Below are 16,011 nucleotides of genomic sequence, written 5' to 3'. Positions count from 1 at the left end.
CCTTATTCGTTGGCGCCGGGAGCATCGGTCCCCGATTCCAGAGGCCCCATCACGCCGCCGCTGAAGCCATAGATGCGCCGCGCTCCGGCAAACGGAATCAATGAGACCTCGCGCGACTGACCCGGCTCGAACCGCACGGCCGTCCCGGCCGGGATATCGAGGCGGCAGCCACGGGCAAGGGATCGATCGAACGCGAGTGCGGCGTTCACTTCGGCGAAATGATAATGGCTGCCCACCTGGACCGGCCGGTCGCCGGTGTTGGCGACGGCAATCGATAGTCCGGTCCTGTCCCCGTTCAGGACGATGTCGCCGTCAGCCGGAATGACCTCCCCGGGAATCATGCCACGCCTCCAAGCAGCAGCAGCCCGACAAGCCCGGCGCATACGCCCGCCGCGCGAAGCAGACTTTTTCTGGCGGCGTGTCCTCCAGAGAACCCGATGACCATGCCGGTCAACAGAAGAGCGGCGGTCGCCGTCGTGAAGCCAATCACGTAGGGAACAAGCATCGACGCGGCTTCAGTTCCGTGGGCGTGACCATGGAAGAACGCGAACAGGCCGACGGCCGCCGCGCCCAGCATGACGGGCATCCTGAATTCGAACGCAACGAACGCTCCCAGCGCCACCACCGAGAGGCTGATCGCCGCCTCCACGAAGCCCAGCTGAAGTCCGGCACTTGCCGCGGCGAAGCCGCCCAGCATCGCGATCAGAAAAGTCAGCGGCCACACGGCTCTCGCGGATCCGCCCACGAGCGCGCTCCATGTTCCCACCAACGTGATCGCAATCAGATGATCGGCGCCGCTGAACGGATGGACGAGACCGGCGTCGAACGAACTGCCCGCGCTAAGGATGGGATGAGCGAAGGCCGGCGAGGCAAGCAGGCTCAACGCGGCGACGCAGATCGGGACGATACGCATCATCAGCTCCTATCGGATCGGGTTGTGCACCGGGACAAGCTTGGTCCCGTCCGGAAACGTTGCCTCCACCTGGATCTCGCGAATCATTTCCGGGATGCCCTCCATGACCTGGTCGCGGCGCAGCAGCCGGCCGCCTTCGGACATCAGATCCGCGACCGAGCGTCCGTCGCGAGCGCCTTCCATGATGGCATCCGAAATCAATGCGATGCTTTCGGGATAATTCAGCTTGACGCCTCGCGCGAGCCGGCCGCGCGCAACGATCGCGGCGAGGGCGATCATCAGCTTGTCCCGTTCCCGTGGCGTCAGATTCAAGATGCGCCTCCCACTTGGCCGCGCTGCTAACAGGACCACATCTTCGGCACTCCGAAGGGACCGGATCCGAGCTCATCATCGAGTTGATCGAGGAAGCGGCGCAGACCTCGCCTGAGATCCACGCTTGCGATCGCGGCGACCCGGACCACGATGATCGCGCCCACGATCGTGACGCCGCACGCGCATTCCAGGGACGCACCGATCTCGCGCAATCTCTCGAGTCGGGCCTCGAGACCCGGACCGAAATAGATCATGGTCGCGATCGCCTTCCAGTTCGAGAGCAGCGCCGTCTTCCGAAGCTGCAGGAGCGCTTGGTCTGACGCGAGGAAGCCATCCGCCCACACCAGTCGGCCGTCGACCCTGACGCGCCAACTGTCCAGGATATGTCCGGCAAGAACCTCCTCGCCGCTCTCGATGCGGCCGAGAACCAGCCACTCGAGAGCGATCAATTCGGTGCCCGAGCTCACATCGATCTCGGTCTGCCGCGCGATGCGCGCCTGGTTGAAGACGATCGTCTCTTGCGGAAGCCACGCAAGCCGGGCATTTCCCTCAGCCCTTAACCGCGTCCGGATTCGCGCAGGCCGATCCAGCGCCCGATAGACCTTCTCCGCGGCCTGCGTGGTCACCGCGACCGACGCATTGCCTTGAGCGACCACCTCGATCCTGATCTCGTCGCCGCCCGCGACACCACCCGAAGTATTGATGAGGACCGCCTCCTTGCGCCGACGATCGTCGACATTCGGGAAGGCAATGGCCATCGGAAACTTCTGATAGACGTCGATGATCTCCGTGCCGTTTGCGGCGCCGCAGAACACCACGCGAGCTTCCCCGACAGCGCGCTGCAGATCGAATTTTTCCGTGGCGCCCTGCGCTTCGTCCGGATGGCCGGGATGAGCCGCGGACGTCCCGCGAGAGCGCTCGTGAATTGCTTCAAACATCCGTCTCGGGGCTCATGATTGACTGTGTGTGTCTCGCACGCCGGCGAGGGAGGGGCCGGGCGCGGAACGGCAATGCCGGCCACGCCCGGACTCGTCGCGAAACCGGGATCAGAAGCCCGCAAGACCCTGGGAGCCGTTGTACGGGATCTTGACGCTGCCGATCTCCTTCAGCGAACCGTCCGGCTGGGTGCTGTAGCTGACCAGCTTCGAGGCGTTGCCATAGATCTGATAGAGATAGGCGCCGTCCGGCGAGATCCAGCTATCGCTGGGACCGCTCGTCACGGTTCCGTTCAATCCCCTCGCGGTGCCGTCGCCGGGGACCTTCGGACAGGCCGGATCGCACGCAATCTCCAGGCCGCTACCGTTGATCCGGTAGCTGCTGATGTTGCTGTAGCCGAAGTTCGTCGCGTAGATCGTGCGATCATCGGGAGCGACGGCGAGCCAGCATAGCTCGGACGGAAGGCCCGCGCTGGTGTCGATCTTGACGAGCGAGCCGATCTTGATCGAGCCGTTCTTCTCGATGGTGCAGATGGAGCATCCGTCGCCGACGGCATAGCCGATCACGAACGTATTCGGACGCTGATTCAGGAACGCGATGTAGAACGGAGAACCGCCCTTCGCGTCGTAGAACCTGGCCGTGCCGAGCGAGCCGTCCTTTTGCAAGGCGAATACGGCGAGGCCGTCCGGATCCGGTGCATTCGACGCGATCGAGTGCAACGCGCCGCCGGCGCGCTGGACCCAGAGAATCGGCGAGCCGTCGGGATACAGGCCGGTGAGCGCGATCGGCTCATCGAAAGTGGTGCCGACAATCACAAGCTCCTCGTTGGGCGAGACCACGACCATGGTGGAGACACGGTTCCGCTTGCTGTACGTGTTCACCGTGTACCCCTCGGGCCGCGTCTTGAGCATGCCTTCGGCATCGACCGACATCAGCCGAAGATGATCCGGTCCGAACGCATGCAGCACGAAGAGCGTGCGCGTCGACGGAGCGAAAGCCAGCGATTTGGCCGTGCCGCTCCTGCCCTCGACCGGGTTGCCGGTCGACTTCACGTCGAGCAGCGTGAGACGACCGTCGCTCTCCAGGCGGAAGCTCGAAACGGAGTTGTCTCCACCATTGGTCGCAAACAAGAAGCGCCGATCGGACGTAATGATGACGCTTCCCGCACCCTCGTAGGAGTTGGGCGCGCTGTCCTGGCCGCTGATCGGCTTGAATTCACCGGAGCCGGCGCCGCCCGTCTTGATACGCGCGACCTCGGCCAGCTTGCCGTCCGCCTGCCGCGTGTAATGAATAATGGCGTTGTCGATCTCGTTGGTCTGGATATAGAGATGGCCAGTCTGCCCCTTCGACATGCCCATCTCGCTCGTCGTCGCCTCTTTAGCCATCTCTCGCTCCTTTGATGATTGGCTTTGGTAAATCGAATGACTTTCGGTGACCTGCACCATCGCTATGGCTTCAACGGAGGGTATCCATCGATGTAAACCCAGTCGGACGCCCGCACGGGCACATGGCACGCCTGGCATCGGGCCCTGTAATTCGTCGTCGTCGTTTTTGAGCGATCGCCCGCGTCGAACCAGGACCATCCCCAGCCGTCGCCCCACAGCGCGCTCTCCGGGTGACGGTTCGCGGAGTCCTTCACCATGACGAACCACCCCTTCAAAGCATCGGCGCGGCTGACAGTCCCGGTCGTCATTTCTGAGGTTGCCGCCTTGAACACTTCCTTGACCAGCACCGCACCATCCGGGAAGCGCTTGTCCTTCCGATAGGCGTCGATCACTCCAGGCGAGGCGTACACGACGTGAAGCTCCTTCGAGCCGTGTCCGTCGTCTGCCGCAATCGCCCAGCTTCCGAGGATTTGATAGGTCGTCCGATAGTCATCGGGCACGTGCGGATGCCCGTCGCGGTCGGAGACACTCGCATCGATCGAAACACCATCCGCCGCGTTCGCCCGCAGCTGTGACTGCCTGACCGCGGCCGCGATCCCAACGATCACGACGGCGGCGACACAGGCGGCTTTGAGGATTTTCATGCCGATCTTCCGCTCATTGCGCGGTCACCGCGCGTCCTTGTTGTCCAGCAGCGGATAGAACTGGGTCCAGACCTCGTCCTTCTTGGCGTTGGCGATATGGCAGTAGGCGCACTCGTCCTTCGACTTCACTTTGGCCATCGACGCCTTCGGTTCGTGGTGATTGAAGTTGAAATAGCCCCACCCGTTGGTGTCGGCGAAGCGCTTCGAGTCCTTGACGGTCACGTCGGCGCCGTTCCACTTGCCCGGGAAGTAGCCACGTCCCGACGCTTCCGTTCGCGAGCCGTCGGCGTTCTCCTGCGGCAACGTCAGCTGCAGCTCCTTGAACAGGATCGTCCCTTCGGGGAATTCGCCGGTCTTCTTGTAGATCGCGTATGAGCCCGGCTCGATATAGACGTTGTGGAATTCCGGGAAGTTCGCCTGCCCGCCGTTGAGGGCATTCGGCGTCAGCGGCGACCCGACATAGACCCACTCATGGAAATTCTTCGGCAGGAGCAACTGCCCGTCTGCGGTGTATTCCGGCAGATAGCGCGTATTGCTCTGGGCGTTGCTATCCCTAAGCGATCCGAAGAACAGGATCGTTGCGACCGCACTGCCTACGATGACTGCCGCTGCTGCCTGGACTCTCACGCGCATTGTCTTCTCCCGCGACTAGGGCCGAACGCGCGAGGCGCCGGCACGATTGACCTGTCGAGAGATGACTTAGCCAGTCGCGGAAGATCTTGCGCGCTGGGGATTGCTTCCGCTTTGGCCATCTTGATGCATTCCGTGCCGATCTTGCGATCGGTGAAGGGATTCATGCTCGAAGCAAGACACGCAGCCCTATCGGCACCGCGATCGCGGCGCGGACGGCCATGGAAACGACCGAGAGGGTGCAAGGTCAGCGGGGGAGGTCTGAAAGCGGGGTTGCTCTCAGCGGGCGCTCGCGGCAGATCCGGTAATTGTCCTGCCAGGGACGAAGCCGCTCGAAAGCCGCGCTCGCGGCCAGCACGTCGAAGTCGGCGTTTCGCCGACCTATGATTTGCATCCCGACCGGGAGACCGTCGGACAAACCCGCGGGGATCGAGGCTGCCGGATGGCCGGTGAAGTTGACGAAGTAGGTCAGGGCCCATCCGATCAGAGGATCTATCTCGACGCCGTTGATCGACTTCGGTCCAGCCGTGTTGCCGTCGCTGGCGTTGTCGACCGGCGGGCACGCGACGGTCGGCGTGACCAACAGATCGAATCTTTCAAGGACGTTCTGGAAGGCATCGTAGACCTCCGACCGGACGGCCTGGTCGCGGAAGAAATCGAGCCCCGACATGCGATTGGTCTTCTCGACCCAATCCATGTATTCAGGCGGAAAGTCGTCGCGATGCTTGCCGAACAGATCGATGCCGTCGCGCTTCATGTTCTCGATCGCCTGCAGGTTCAGAAGCATGTAGAGCCGCGACCAGACGTCGCTCAGCTCCCGTTGCGAGCGAACGATGCCGAGCTTCACCTCCTCCACGTGAGCGCCGGCTTCCTCGAACGCCAGTACCGCGCGGCGGACCGTCGCCGCGACTTTTCCGTCGACCGGAAAGACGTCCAGATTCGGACTATAGGCAATCTTGAGGCCACGGATCGAACGACGGGTCGCCGCGGTGAAGTCGACGGGCGGCTCTATCAGGCTGAAGGGATCTCGCGGATCAGGGCCGGCGAGTACGTTCAGCGCGATGGCGGCATCTTCGACCGTCCGCGTGATGGGCCCTTCGAACAGGAACGGAGAGTCGGCCACGCCGAACGCGTTGGGACGCACGAGAAACGGCACGCGTCCGAACGACGCCTTGTAGCCATACACTCCACACCAGGCGGAGGGGATTCGTATCGAGCCGCCGGCATCCGTACCTTCTGCAATGGGTAGCAGTCCATCGGCGACGGCAGCGGCGCTTCCTCCGGATGAGCCGCCCGTGTTCTTGGCAAGATTGAACGGGTTGCGCGTGGGACCAAACAGGTAGTTGTCGCAGGTGCCTCGGAATCCCATGAGGGGGCTGTTGGTCTTGCCGAGGAACACGGCGCCGCCACGCTTCTCCATGCGTTCGCAGAACACGCAGTAACCGTTCACGACGTGATGCTTGAGCGCGCGGATGCCGCCCAGGCTCGCGGGCCAGCCCGGCTTGAAGTCGAACAGATCCTTGAGCGCCGACGGGATGCCGTGCAGTGGCCCCCACTGCTCGCCGGCGACCAATGCGCGCTCGGCCTCTTTCGCTCTCGTGCGGGCGCCGTCGAAATCGAGATAGACCAGCGCATTCAGGCTCGGGTTGCGGGCTTCGATGCGCCGGATGAACGCATCGACCACGTCAACCGGCGACAGATCACGTCGCCGGATGCGAGCTGCCAGCTCGTGCGCGGTGAGGTAAGCGAGTTCGTCGGAATGCAAGGGCAGGCTCACGCTCGACATCGTTTCCTCCTTCTGAACCACTTCAGAACGAAGCCGCATTTGACATTGAAACAGTTCTTGCCTGCGCAGCCGCGATTGCCTCGTCTTTCGCAATCTTGATGCATTCACCGCGACGGCCATCGACAAGGCATCGATCAGGGTTCATGTGCGCTGACGTGGGCTGCAGGTTAAGCCGACGCGCGTCGGGACATCCTGCGCGTCACCGCACAAGGGCACGCTTCCATGGACCGACCTCCCGTTTCTCGCGGCTTCAAATCCAAGCGACAGGCACCCGAAGCCGTACGGCTGCCGCCGGGCCAGTATCTGACGACCGACTTCCCGGTGCTGTCCGCCGGCCCCACGCCGGATATCCGTGTCGCCGACTGGAAGATTGCGCTTCAACTCGGCGGGTCGTTGCTGGGGAAATGGACCTGGGACGAATTCGAGGCACTGCCCCAGACCACGATCACGGTCGACATTCACTGCGTCACGAAATGGACGAAGCTCAGCACGGTCTGGCAGGGCGTCAGCTTCGACGATCTTCTCAAGGTGGTCGGGCTGAGCGAGCCGCCGGACGCCTATGTCATGGCGCATTGCGACGGCGGATACACGACGAACCTTCCGGTGGCCGACCTGGTCGCTGGAAAGGCGATGATCGCGACCCGCTATGAGGGTCTGCCGCTCGCCCCGGCGCACGGCGGCCCCGCGCGACTCCTGGTGCCGCATCTTTACTTCTGGAAGAGCGCAAAATGGCTGCGAAGGCTCCGCTTCATGCCCAAGGACGAGCCTGGGTTCTGGGAATCGCGTGGTTATCACAACTATGGCGATCCCTGGCGGGAGCAACGTTATGACGGAGACTGATGCGCCTCTGCAGCAGCCCAGGATCGCGTGGCAGACCGGTCGCGTGCAGGCCATCGTGGCCGAGACAAGCCGGGTGAAGAGCATCATCCTGCAGCCGGCCAACTGGTCCGGGCACTGGCCCGGCCAGCACGTCGACATCCGTCTCACCGCCGATGACGGCTATCAGGCCGAACGAAGCTACTCGATCGCGTCGCCTCCGGAAGAGAAACTGCTCACGCTCACCGTGGAACGGGTCGAGGACGGTGAGGTGTCCTCCTATCTCCTCGACGAATTGCGGGTTGGTGACGCTCTTGAATTTCGTGGACCCATTGGGCGGCATTTCATCTGGAGCCAAACGCGCGGTGGACCGATTTGCCTGGTCGCGGGTGGCACCGGGATTACGCCGCTGATGGCTATGCTACGCCACCGCAGGAGGTCGCCCGCACCCATACCGGCATCATTGATCTATTCGGCACGCAGCCTTGCCGAAATCGTGTACCGGGATGAACTCGATACGATGGCTCGCGGCGATCGCGACCTGCGCTTGGTCTATGCGCTCACCCGCGAGCATCCGAGCGACTGGAACGGACATCGGGGGCGGGTCAACGAGGCTCTGCTCGCAGAGAGCAGCTTTAGGCGCGAGCAAAATCCCATTTTCTTCATTTGCGGTCCCACGGGGTTTGTCGAAGGCGTCTCGAGCATGCTCGTGAAGCTCGGCTTCGACCCTCTCGCCATAAGAACCGAGCGTTTCGGACCAACAGGAGCATGATCGCCATGGCAGACAACATCGCCGACCTCATCCTTGGCGGTGATCCCGGCACACATTTGCTTCAAGAAGCCTTTGCCTTTGACATCACCCTGACGAAGATTCGGTGTGCGGCATGCAACACGGTGTCCTGCCTTGGCTCTCTGGCCGTCGACGGCGGGCCGCTGGAGGCGCTCGTCAAGTGCGCCGATTGCGGAAGCGATCTGATGAAGGCGACGCGCACTCAGAGGGGATGTGTCCTTGAAATGCACGGTGCCCGGCACCTGTACTTCTGAAGGCCACGCCCGATCGCCCGCCAAACTCCGAAATCAAAGACCCCCATGCACGGTGAAGACATCCACCTCGCTGAAATCGAGCGCCAGATTGCCGCCACGGCGACGAAGCTTCGCGAGTTGATCGAACAGGCCGCCTCATATTCTATCGCGATGAGCGAAGAGCTCGTCGGCCAGCGAATTGACGATCAGGCCGCGCGGCTCGAGATTCTGATCAGGCGCCGCGACGAGCTCCTCAGAGCTAGAGCTCGGGAAGACTAAAAAGGCCGGCCGGCGCGAGCGCGGCGAACAGGTCCCGGAAGCGTCAGCCGTGAAATTTCAACCCGTCGACGATCTTGTCGATCACCTTGCGCTCAGCGCGCATCGAAATCCCAACCAGATTCAGGTCCGTGCGGGAAACTGCCTTCACGACTTCGCGGTTGGCGGCGTCGTGAGCAGTCCTGAACATGTCCTCGGTATAGAGCCCCGGCGTCACTCCGCGCGTCAGTGCGCGATCGAGCGCGCGTGATAGTGCCGCGCCGTCGGCGCCATAGATCAGGATGGGCTGGCCGATCAGCGGCAGATATTTCGTCCCGGAGCCGTCTTCGTAGGGATCGCCGATGCAAGCCGGAAAGGCCGCCGCGATCCCGCTGGCGAGGAAGGAGGCCACGTTCAGCTTCTGCCACGGCTCAAGGTCGGTGCGGACCACGACCGCGATCTTGGTGTCAAATTGCATGACGGCTTTGTCGCTATTCCTCAACGCTGGCGAAGAGCGAAAGGGCCCTTCCCAAGCTTGCGCGCATCGAACGCTGTTGCAGGCGGCCCATTTCCGCGGACGCCCTTCGGGTGCAGACCGATTATATCGACTTCACCTCGCCGCCGTCCATCCGCAACGCCGAGCCGGTCATCCAGCGCGCGCCGGGCGATACCAGGAACGCCATCAACTCGGCAATCTCTTCCGGCTCGCCGTAACGCGCGATCCCGGCGTCCTTGGGAAACTTCGCCGTGGCTTCCTCGACGGTCATGTTGTGCAGGGGCGCCCAGTGCTCGAGGTAGGAGCGGCGGCGGCCCGTCATCACCGGCCCCGGCAGGACGCTGTTGACCTGGACGCCATCGCTGATTCCCTTGTCGGAGAACGCCTTTGCCAAGGCAACGATTGCAGCGTTGATGGTGCCGACCGCGGCATAGGGCGCCTTGGGGAAGGAGGCCGAGTTTCCCGACATCAACACCACCGCCCCCTTCGCAGCCATGAGCGACGGCCAGGCGGCGATCGTGAGCCGCCGGGCGCCGTGCAGCTTCAACGCCAGTCCGGCCTCCCACTGCGCCTCCGTCGTCTCGAACAGATCGACCTGAGGTACCGCGCCTGCGATATTGAGCAGGGCATCGATCCGGCCGAACGCCGCCAAGGTCTGGTCGACGACAGATTGAGCAGCGCGAGGTTCGGCCAGATCGGCATCGATCACCAGCACCCCGGCGCCGGCGGCCCTGACCGCCTTTGCGGTGTCCTCGAGATTGGCGCGGTTTCGCGCGACCAGGGCAACCGCCGAGAAATCGCGCGCCAGGCGCACCGCGGTCGCCCGGCCGATCCCCTGGCTCGCCCCCGTCACGATCGCGACTGATTTAGACATATGACCCCTCCCGAATGCCAAGCTTGTAAATATCAGTCGCGAACGACGACCATCTTTCCGACTGCCTCGTTCGCCTCCATGACGCGATGCGCCTCGCGAATCTCGTCGAAGCGAAAGACTCGCGCCGGCTTGACGTCCAGCCGGCCGGCCGCTGCGTCGGCGGCGATTTCCCGCAACGGCACGTCGGAGAGCGGAAACCCGGGCGTGCCGAACACGAAGCTGCCGAAGAAGGTCAGATAGACGCCACTCGGCATCTGCAGCAGCGGATTGAAATCCGGAATCGGATCAAGCCCGCCGAGCCAGCCGGCGAGACAGGAGCGGCCGCCGCGGCGAAGTATGGCGAGGGAGTCGAGCGCGACACTGTTGCCGACAAGGTCCAGGACTGCGTCGACCTGCTTCGCCTCGGGCAGATGCTTTGACAGATCGCGCCGTTCGATTTCGCACCGCGCGGCTCCGAGCTTCTCCAGCATGGCAAAGCGCTCCCGGCTGCGCGTCGTCGCGATAACGCGCGCGCCGGCATTGACCGCGAGCTTGAGTGCGGCCTGACCGAACGAGGAGGTCGCTCCGCGAATCACGAGAACCTGACCTTTCGCGAGATCGAGATTTCGGAACAGACCGGTCCATGCCGTCGCGAAGGTTTCGGGGATCGCTGCGAGCTCGGCCCAGGGCAAGTCCGCATCGATCGATGCGACGTTCGAGACGGGCGCACGCGTATATTCGGCATAGCTGCCGTTGATGGTCCGGCCGAGACCGCCCATCAGTGCGGCCACCTTGGCGCCCACCGGAAATTCTCCGCCCGGACACGACTTCACGAGACCGACGCATTCGATGCCGCTGATCGGCGCCGCTTCGGCCCATTCACCCCGGCGCATGTGCATTTCCGCATGATTGATGCCGAATCCCTTGACCTCGATGACGACATGACCGAGCTGCGGCTCCGGTTCCGGAACGTCCCGATAGACGAGGCTGTCCAAGCCACCGAATTTATCAAGAACGATAGCGCGCATGATGGTTCTCCTGACATCTGCCGCGGCGAGGGAAGCGGCGGCTACCCATTTGAATTTGGCTAGGCAAGAAAATCACCGATCGCCGCCGCGATCTCCCGAGCATGAGTCTCGAGCGCAAAGTGCCCCGTGTCGAAGAAGCGCACTTCGGCAGCCGGCATGTCGCGCTGAAACGCCGTCGCGCCCGCCGGCAGGAAAAAGGGATCGTTCTTGCTCCAGACCGCCATGAAAGGCGGCTTGCGCTTGCGGAAGTAGGCCTGGAATTCCGGATACATGGCGACGTTGGTCCTGTAGTCGCCGAACAGATCGAGCTGGATCTCGTCCGCGCCTGGGCGCTCGAGATAATGGTTGTCCAGCGTGAAGCCATCAGGGGAGATCAGGGAGGCGTCAGGCACCCCGTGGGTGTATTGCCAGACCGTCGTCTCTGGCGAAAGGAATGATCGCAGCACCGCGCGATTCGCTTGCGATGCATCTTGCCAGTAAGCCCGGATCGGGCTCCAGCCTTCGCTCAATCCCTCCTCATAGGCGTTGCCATTCTGCGAGATGATGGAAACGATGCGCTCGGGATGTCGAAGAGCCATCCGAAAGCCCGTCGGCGCGCCATAGTCGAAAACGTAGAGCGAGAAACGGGCGAGTCCGATGACTTCCGTGAATCGTTCGATCACCTGCGCCAACGCGGCGAACGTATAGGCAAAGCTTTCGCGAGCCGGCATGTCGGACTGCCCGAACCCGGGCAAATCCGGCGCCACCAGTCGGAAGCGATCCGAGAGCGCCGGGATCAGCTCGCGGAACATGTGGCCGGCGGTCGGAAATCCGTGCAGCAGCAGCAAGGCGGGCGCGTCAGCCCGGCCAGCCTCCCGATAGAATACGTTCAGTCCGTCCACGTCCGCCTTGCGGTATCGAATGCTCGTCATCTGAGGTCCTTCCCTCGACGCCTGTTGCGCCCGGTGAAATCGATGATCTGATGGCAGCCGATTCGAGGGGGTCTCACCTGAACATTTCGTGGCTCGGGGCGATCCGGTTACAGACTCCCCGGGGATTTCTGCCCGTACGAGACTGCCTGTCCCCTGCTCTGCCCGATCTATCGCGCCTCGGAACTCTTCATTCGAACCCCCTGCGATAGTCCGTAGGAGTCCAACCCGTCGCTTTGCGAAAGGCGGAGCTGAAGGAGCTCGTTTGCGCGTAGCCCAGGCTGAGTGCGATGTCGGTAATCGATACTGCCCGATCCGCCAGCCGCAGCTTGGCGAACTCCATGCGTCGCTGCACCTGATACTGGTAGGCCGGGATCCCGAACGACTTCTTGAAAGCACGGCAGAAGTGGTGAACGCTGAGCCTGGCGAGCTCGGCGAGCTTCAGGAGGCAGACTTGTTCTCCCAGATGCGCCTCGACGTACTCGACCACGACACGCTTTTGCCAACCCGCGAGACCTCCACGACTGACCGCTGCCGGCTCGCGAACAACATCGTGATCGGACCTGGAAAGCTCGTGGGCGAGCACGCCGCAGAGCGCCTCGAGGTAGGGCGCGCAATTCGTCTCGGCGCTCTCGATCGCCTTCTTCAATTTGGAGGCGGTCTCCCAGACCAGCGGATCCTCGAAATATATTCTTGGCGCGAGCCCGGCCGCGCCGTCGTCGGACTTGTGAAGCGCGGCCGGATCGAAATAGAGGAAGGTCACCTGCGCAGACGAGGCGGCCTCATGCCATTCCTGATAAGCGCGTCCCGCCGGGACAAAGGTCAGCCTGTGCTCGGAGCCTCGCAGCTTCGACGAGCAGAGGCCATCGATGGAGGTCTCACCGCTTTTCCGCGCTCCCTCGTTGTACAACGCCAGGAGATGTCTCGATCCCTGAAAGCGAAATTCAATCCTGTTGCCGACCGGCAGGTGAACGCTCTCCGAAAACCACCAGCGCCAGCCGATCCCAAGGCGCTTCACCGGCTCGGACGGCGTTATGCTGACCGTCGGATGAAGCGCGGCGTCGGACGGCCTGGACGACAGCGTCTCGTCCACCGGCCGGATTGGCGAAGCGGAGACCGCCATCCTTGGCGTGCTCTCACTCGAATTTGATACGTACATCCCCATCGTCGTCGCCCTGTTCTGTGCTCCGGATGGCCGCGTCCAATCGTCAACGAATTTCTGCACGGAGGAGATGCCCTGATCGCCCGGATACGGGCGTTGAAGCCGCAAGCTGCACGTGGCGTTACCTCTCCGGTCAAGGCGCGCTGCCAACGCCGGCTGACAGCACCGCACAGGGGCAACATGCTTTTCATCGCGCTCGCGGACAATCTCACGCTTGTGCTGTTCCGGCCCATACTTAGGTATGGGTCGCGTGCAGGGACGGCGCCGAGATGATTCGGCACGAGATGCCAGTCCCGGAGGCGAAGCCTCAGCCCTGGAGTTGGAGCGCTTCGGCCATTCGAACGAGCATCGCCGCGGTTTTTGCCCCGAGCTTCCGCATCACGCTGCCACGATGCATCTTGACCGTCGCTTCGCTGATCGAGAGCTCGCTGGCGACCTGCTTGTTCATCAGACCGGATGCCACCAGCGTCATCACTTGCCGCTCGCGCGTGGTCAGGAGTGAAAACTTCTCCTGCAACTGCGCAAGGTGCGCGTTGTCGTCGCGCCGATCGATGTCCTTTCGGATCGCGGCAGTGATCGCGTCGAGCAGATCCTGATCCCGTATCGGCTTGGTGAGAAAATCGACCGCCCCCAGCTTCATGCCTCTTACCGACATGGGAATGTCGCCAAAGGCGGTCATCAGGATCACCGGGATTCCGACGTTGATTTTCGTCAGGTACTCCTGCAGCTCCAGGCCACTCGTGCCGGGCAATCTGACATCGAGCACCAGACACGCAGGGGCATCCGACAGTTCAACCTCCAGGAAATCCGAGGCAGATCCGTACAAGGCGACTTTGTAGTGCAGGGACTCGAGCAGATCGCCAAGGGACTCGCGAACCGCGCGGTCGTCGTCGACGATATGAACGACACCGGAAGGAGGCATGTCTACCGGCTTTCCGACGACTGAACCGCCTGGCGAAGCGGGAGAGCGAAGGTGAACTTCGCTCCGCACCTCCCGTTTTCTTCCACCCATAGCTGTCCTCCGTGGAGTTTCACTATCTTGCGGCAGATCGACAGTCCCAGACCGAGTCCCGCTCCCTTCGTCGTATAGAGCGTCTCGAAGACCCGCTCTCTATCGGCCGGGCTGATGCCGCCCCCCGTATCCGCGATTGCCACGGAAATCATACCATCGACGACCCCCGAAGAGAGGGCCAAAATGCGGTTCCCGTCCTCGACCCCGGCCATGGCCTCGATCGCGTTGCGCACGAGGTTGAGGGCGATCTGCTGGACCTGAACACGGTCTGCCTCGACACGGGGCGATGATCGATCGAAGTCGGTACGGACGACGACCCCGGCGCGCTCGATTTCCCTTTTCGACAGAAGCAGAACCTCCGCAACCGCATCGTTGATATCGAACTCGGCAAAATGGACCTGCGTGCCCCGCACCAGAGAGCGGACCCCGGTCACAACCTCCGCGGCTCGACGTGCCTGCCTGATGATGCGCGCGACCGATTTCCGGGCCTCCGCCGCTTGAACGGGATCGCGGGCGAGCCACCGGAGGCAAGCTTCCGCGCTCATGATCATGCCCGTTAGCGGCTGATCGATCTCGTGAATGATCGAGCCGGCGAGCTCGCCAAGGGACGTCAGACCCGTCGCCCGCGCAAGCTCGTTTCGCGCGTCGGCGAGAGCCTGCTCCGCCGCCTTCCGTTGCGAGACGTCCGTGATGATGCCTTCCAGCTCGAGGTCTCCCGTGGGCCCCTCATCGAATTGCCCGACGGCCACGACATGCAACGTCTTGCCGTCCCGGTGGACCACGCGGTACTCGTGGGTGAAGGGTGACTTCGTGCTGATCGCTTCGGTGAGCGCCTGCTCCAGTGCGGGATAATCCTCGGGGTGGACCCGGCTCCTGAACACCTCGAAGGGCACGGGGTTCACGTCCAGGTCGATATCCAGAATGCGGTAACATTCGCGCGATCCGCGGGAGAGCAAGGTGCGCGTGTTCCAGCGATAGCTGCCCATCCCGCCGATCTGCTGACCTCTGACCATCCACATGTTGGTCTCGCGCAACGCCTCGAACAGGCGTACCGATTCGAATGAGACGGCGGCCTGATTGGCCAGCATGGATGTCACCCAGACGCATCGCGGCGTGAAGATATCCGCATCTCCATCCGCTTCCAGATAGAGAACGCCGATCGCCCAGTGCTGGTGAATCAACGGCAGGCACAGCTGGGCTATCTTTCCAGACGGCGGGTTCGCGGGATCGATCAGTGCGGAGCTCTCCGCGCCGGCTTGCCTCACGACCGTTTGCTTTCGATCGAGCACCTCTTCGGCAAGGTCGCTCGGCAAGCGGAATTCGGCGTGCGGCGGGAAGGAGGCAAGGAAGTTCGCCCTCTCGCGCGGGAAGCTCGCATCGGCCTTGGCAAGCAACTCTCTTTGCCCGCTGAGCAGGATCGCTCCCCGACTGGCCCCGGAGTAACTCCGCGCCTCCATGAGGAGAGCCTTGGCCAATCCCTGATAGCTGATTTCTCTCGAGATGATCTGAAACGCCTTCGCGACCAGATCCAGTTCGTGCGTCTCGTTATCAAGCCTCATACCGAGATGTCTCGTCGTGACAATCATTTCCAGGCGTCTCGACGCATCACCTCGCCGCTTGCGTATCGGGGGGTGGGACGAGAGCGCGTCAGTACGCCGCAACATGTAACGGGACTTGAGAACGTTGCCAAGTTTGGTCGCGAGAGCCACGGTTCACGAGCCAGCGCCATGCACGTCGTTGCGCATTGCCCCGATTTTTTTCGAAGCAGGTGTAACCGATGCGACGGTTGCTCCGAATGTCTACGAAAGTGCGGAGCGCGGGCATTGCGCCCCGCTGGCCGCCGGCATGACCC

19 protein-coding genes are annotated in these 16,011 nt (G+C 62.8%); 4 read left to right on the top strand and 15 right to left on the bottom strand.

Annotated features, from left to right (window positions below):
- Positions 1 to 2 precede the first annotated feature (2 nt).
- The 8 genes from OWC48_RS10505 to OWC48_RS10470 form a co-directional block, all read right to left on the bottom strand.
- Positions 3 to 341 carry an urease subunit beta gene (locus OWC48_RS10505; protein WP_282519918.1) on the bottom strand — a complete coding sequence of 113 codons (339 nt, stop codon included), beginning with the start codon at positions 339 to 341 and terminating at the stop codon, positions 3 to 5.
- On the bottom strand, positions 338 to 913 hold the full coding sequence (locus OWC48_RS10500; RefSeq protein ID WP_282519917.1) for a HupE/UreJ family protein: 576 nt from the start codon (positions 911 to 913) through the stop codon (positions 338 to 340). Before OWC48_RS10500 ends, OWC48_RS10505 begins: the two co-directional genes overlap by 4 nt.
- Before the next feature lie 9 nt (positions 914 to 922).
- A complete protein-coding gene (locus OWC48_RS10495) occupies positions 923 to 1,225 on the bottom strand; it encodes an urease subunit gamma (protein WP_028148889.1) in 303 nt (100 codons plus the stop codon).
- 26 nt (positions 1,226 to 1,251) lie between these two features.
- Positions 1,252 to 2,163, bottom strand: a complete 912-nt coding sequence (locus tag OWC48_RS10490) for an urease accessory protein UreD (protein ID WP_282519916.1) — start codon at positions 2,161 to 2,163, stop codon at positions 1,252 to 1,254.
- Positions 2,164 to 2,271: 108 nt separating this feature from the next.
- Entirely contained in the window at positions 2,272 to 3,546 is a 1,275-nt protein-coding gene (locus OWC48_RS10485; protein WP_282519915.1) for a beta-propeller fold lactonase family protein, read from the bottom strand.
- A 62-nt stretch (positions 3,547 to 3,608) separates the two neighbouring features.
- Positions 3,609 to 4,190, bottom strand: a complete 582-nt coding sequence (locus OWC48_RS10480) for a cytochrome P460 family protein (protein ID WP_282519914.1) — start codon at positions 4,188 to 4,190, stop codon at positions 3,609 to 3,611.
- 24 nt (positions 4,191 to 4,214) lie between these two features.
- On the bottom strand, positions 4,215 to 4,823 hold the full coding sequence (locus tag OWC48_RS10475) for a cytochrome P460 family protein (RefSeq protein WP_282519913.1): 609 nt from the start codon (positions 4,821 to 4,823) through the stop codon (positions 4,215 to 4,217).
- Between the two features lie 244 nt (positions 4,824 to 5,067).
- A complete protein-coding gene (locus OWC48_RS10470; RefSeq protein WP_282519912.1) occupies positions 5,068 to 6,606 on the bottom strand; it encodes an amidase in 1,539 nt (512 codons plus the stop codon).
- A 222-nt stretch (positions 6,607 to 6,828) separates the two neighbouring features.
- Here OWC48_RS10470 and OWC48_RS10465 point away from each other — a divergent pair, with 222 nt between their 5' ends.
- Genes OWC48_RS10465 through OWC48_RS10450 form a run of 4 tightly spaced genes read left to right on the top strand, consistent with a single transcriptional unit; the run spans position 6,829 to position 8,724 of the window.
- Entirely contained in the window at positions 6,829 to 7,446 is a 618-nt protein-coding gene (locus tag OWC48_RS10465; protein ID WP_212100660.1) for a sulfite oxidase-like oxidoreductase, read from the top strand.
- The gene (locus tag OWC48_RS10460) at positions 7,433 to 8,194 is read left to right on the top strand and encodes a ferredoxin reductase (protein WP_282519911.1); all 762 of its coding nucleotides are present in this window, start codon (positions 7,433 to 7,435) and stop codon (positions 8,192 to 8,194) included. Before OWC48_RS10465 ends, OWC48_RS10460 begins: the two co-directional genes overlap by 14 nt.
- 5 nt (positions 8,195 to 8,199) lie before the next feature.
- Positions 8,200 to 8,466, top strand: a complete 267-nt coding sequence (locus OWC48_RS10455; protein ID WP_224517587.1) for a DUF6510 family protein — start codon at positions 8,200 to 8,202, stop codon at positions 8,464 to 8,466.
- A gap of 45 nt (positions 8,467 to 8,511) precedes the next feature.
- Complete coding sequence (locus tag OWC48_RS10450; RefSeq protein ID WP_282519910.1) at positions 8,512 to 8,724, top strand: hypothetical protein; 213 nt, start codon at positions 8,512 to 8,514, stop codon at positions 8,722 to 8,724.
- A gap of 43 nt (positions 8,725 to 8,767) precedes the next feature.
- On the opposite strand, the gene OWC48_RS10445 is transcribed toward OWC48_RS10450, so the two are convergent.
- From OWC48_RS10445 to OWC48_RS10415, 7 genes are all read right to left on the bottom strand, one after another.
- Positions 8,768 to 9,178 (bottom strand): DUF2000 family protein, encoded by a 411-nt coding sequence (locus tag OWC48_RS10445; RefSeq protein WP_282519909.1) that lies wholly within the window; start codon positions 9,176 to 9,178, stop codon positions 8,768 to 8,770.
- A gap of 121 nt (positions 9,179 to 9,299) precedes the next feature.
- On the bottom strand, positions 9,300 to 10,070 hold the full coding sequence (locus tag OWC48_RS10440) for an SDR family oxidoreductase (RefSeq protein WP_282519908.1): 771 nt from the start codon (positions 10,068 to 10,070) through the stop codon (positions 9,300 to 9,302).
- Between the two features lie 32 nt (positions 10,071 to 10,102).
- The gene (locus OWC48_RS10435; protein ID WP_282519907.1) at positions 10,103 to 11,077 is read right to left on the bottom strand and encodes a zinc-binding alcohol dehydrogenase family protein; all 975 of its coding nucleotides are present in this window, start codon (positions 11,075 to 11,077) and stop codon (positions 10,103 to 10,105) included.
- A 59-nt stretch (positions 11,078 to 11,136) separates the two neighbouring features.
- Positions 11,137 to 11,988, bottom strand: a complete 852-nt coding sequence (locus OWC48_RS10430; RefSeq protein WP_282519906.1) for an alpha/beta fold hydrolase — start codon at positions 11,986 to 11,988, stop codon at positions 11,137 to 11,139.
- Positions 11,989 to 12,175: 187 nt separating this feature from the next.
- On the bottom strand, positions 12,176 to 13,108 hold the full coding sequence (locus OWC48_RS10425; protein ID WP_282519905.1) for a helix-turn-helix transcriptional regulator: 933 nt from the start codon (positions 13,106 to 13,108) through the stop codon (positions 12,176 to 12,178).
- 346 nt (positions 13,109 to 13,454) lie between these two features.
- Complete coding sequence (locus OWC48_RS10420; RefSeq protein WP_282519904.1) at positions 13,455 to 14,069, bottom strand: response regulator transcription factor; 615 nt, start codon at positions 14,067 to 14,069, stop codon at positions 13,455 to 13,457.
- Between the two features lie 2 nt (positions 14,070 to 14,071).
- Positions 14,072 to 15,745, bottom strand: coding sequence for an ATP-binding protein (locus tag OWC48_RS10415; RefSeq protein WP_282519903.1), 1,674 nt, complete (start codon positions 15,743 to 15,745; stop codon positions 14,072 to 14,074).
- Positions 15,746 to 16,011: the final 266 nt, after the last annotated feature.

Source organism: Bradyrhizobium sp. Arg816 (assembly GCF_029989365.1).
Lineage (GTDB): Bacteria > Pseudomonadota > Alphaproteobacteria > Rhizobiales > Xanthobacteraceae > Bradyrhizobium.
Note: the sequence above shows the minus strand (reverse complement) of the source record. Positions and strands in the feature narration are given on the sequence as shown.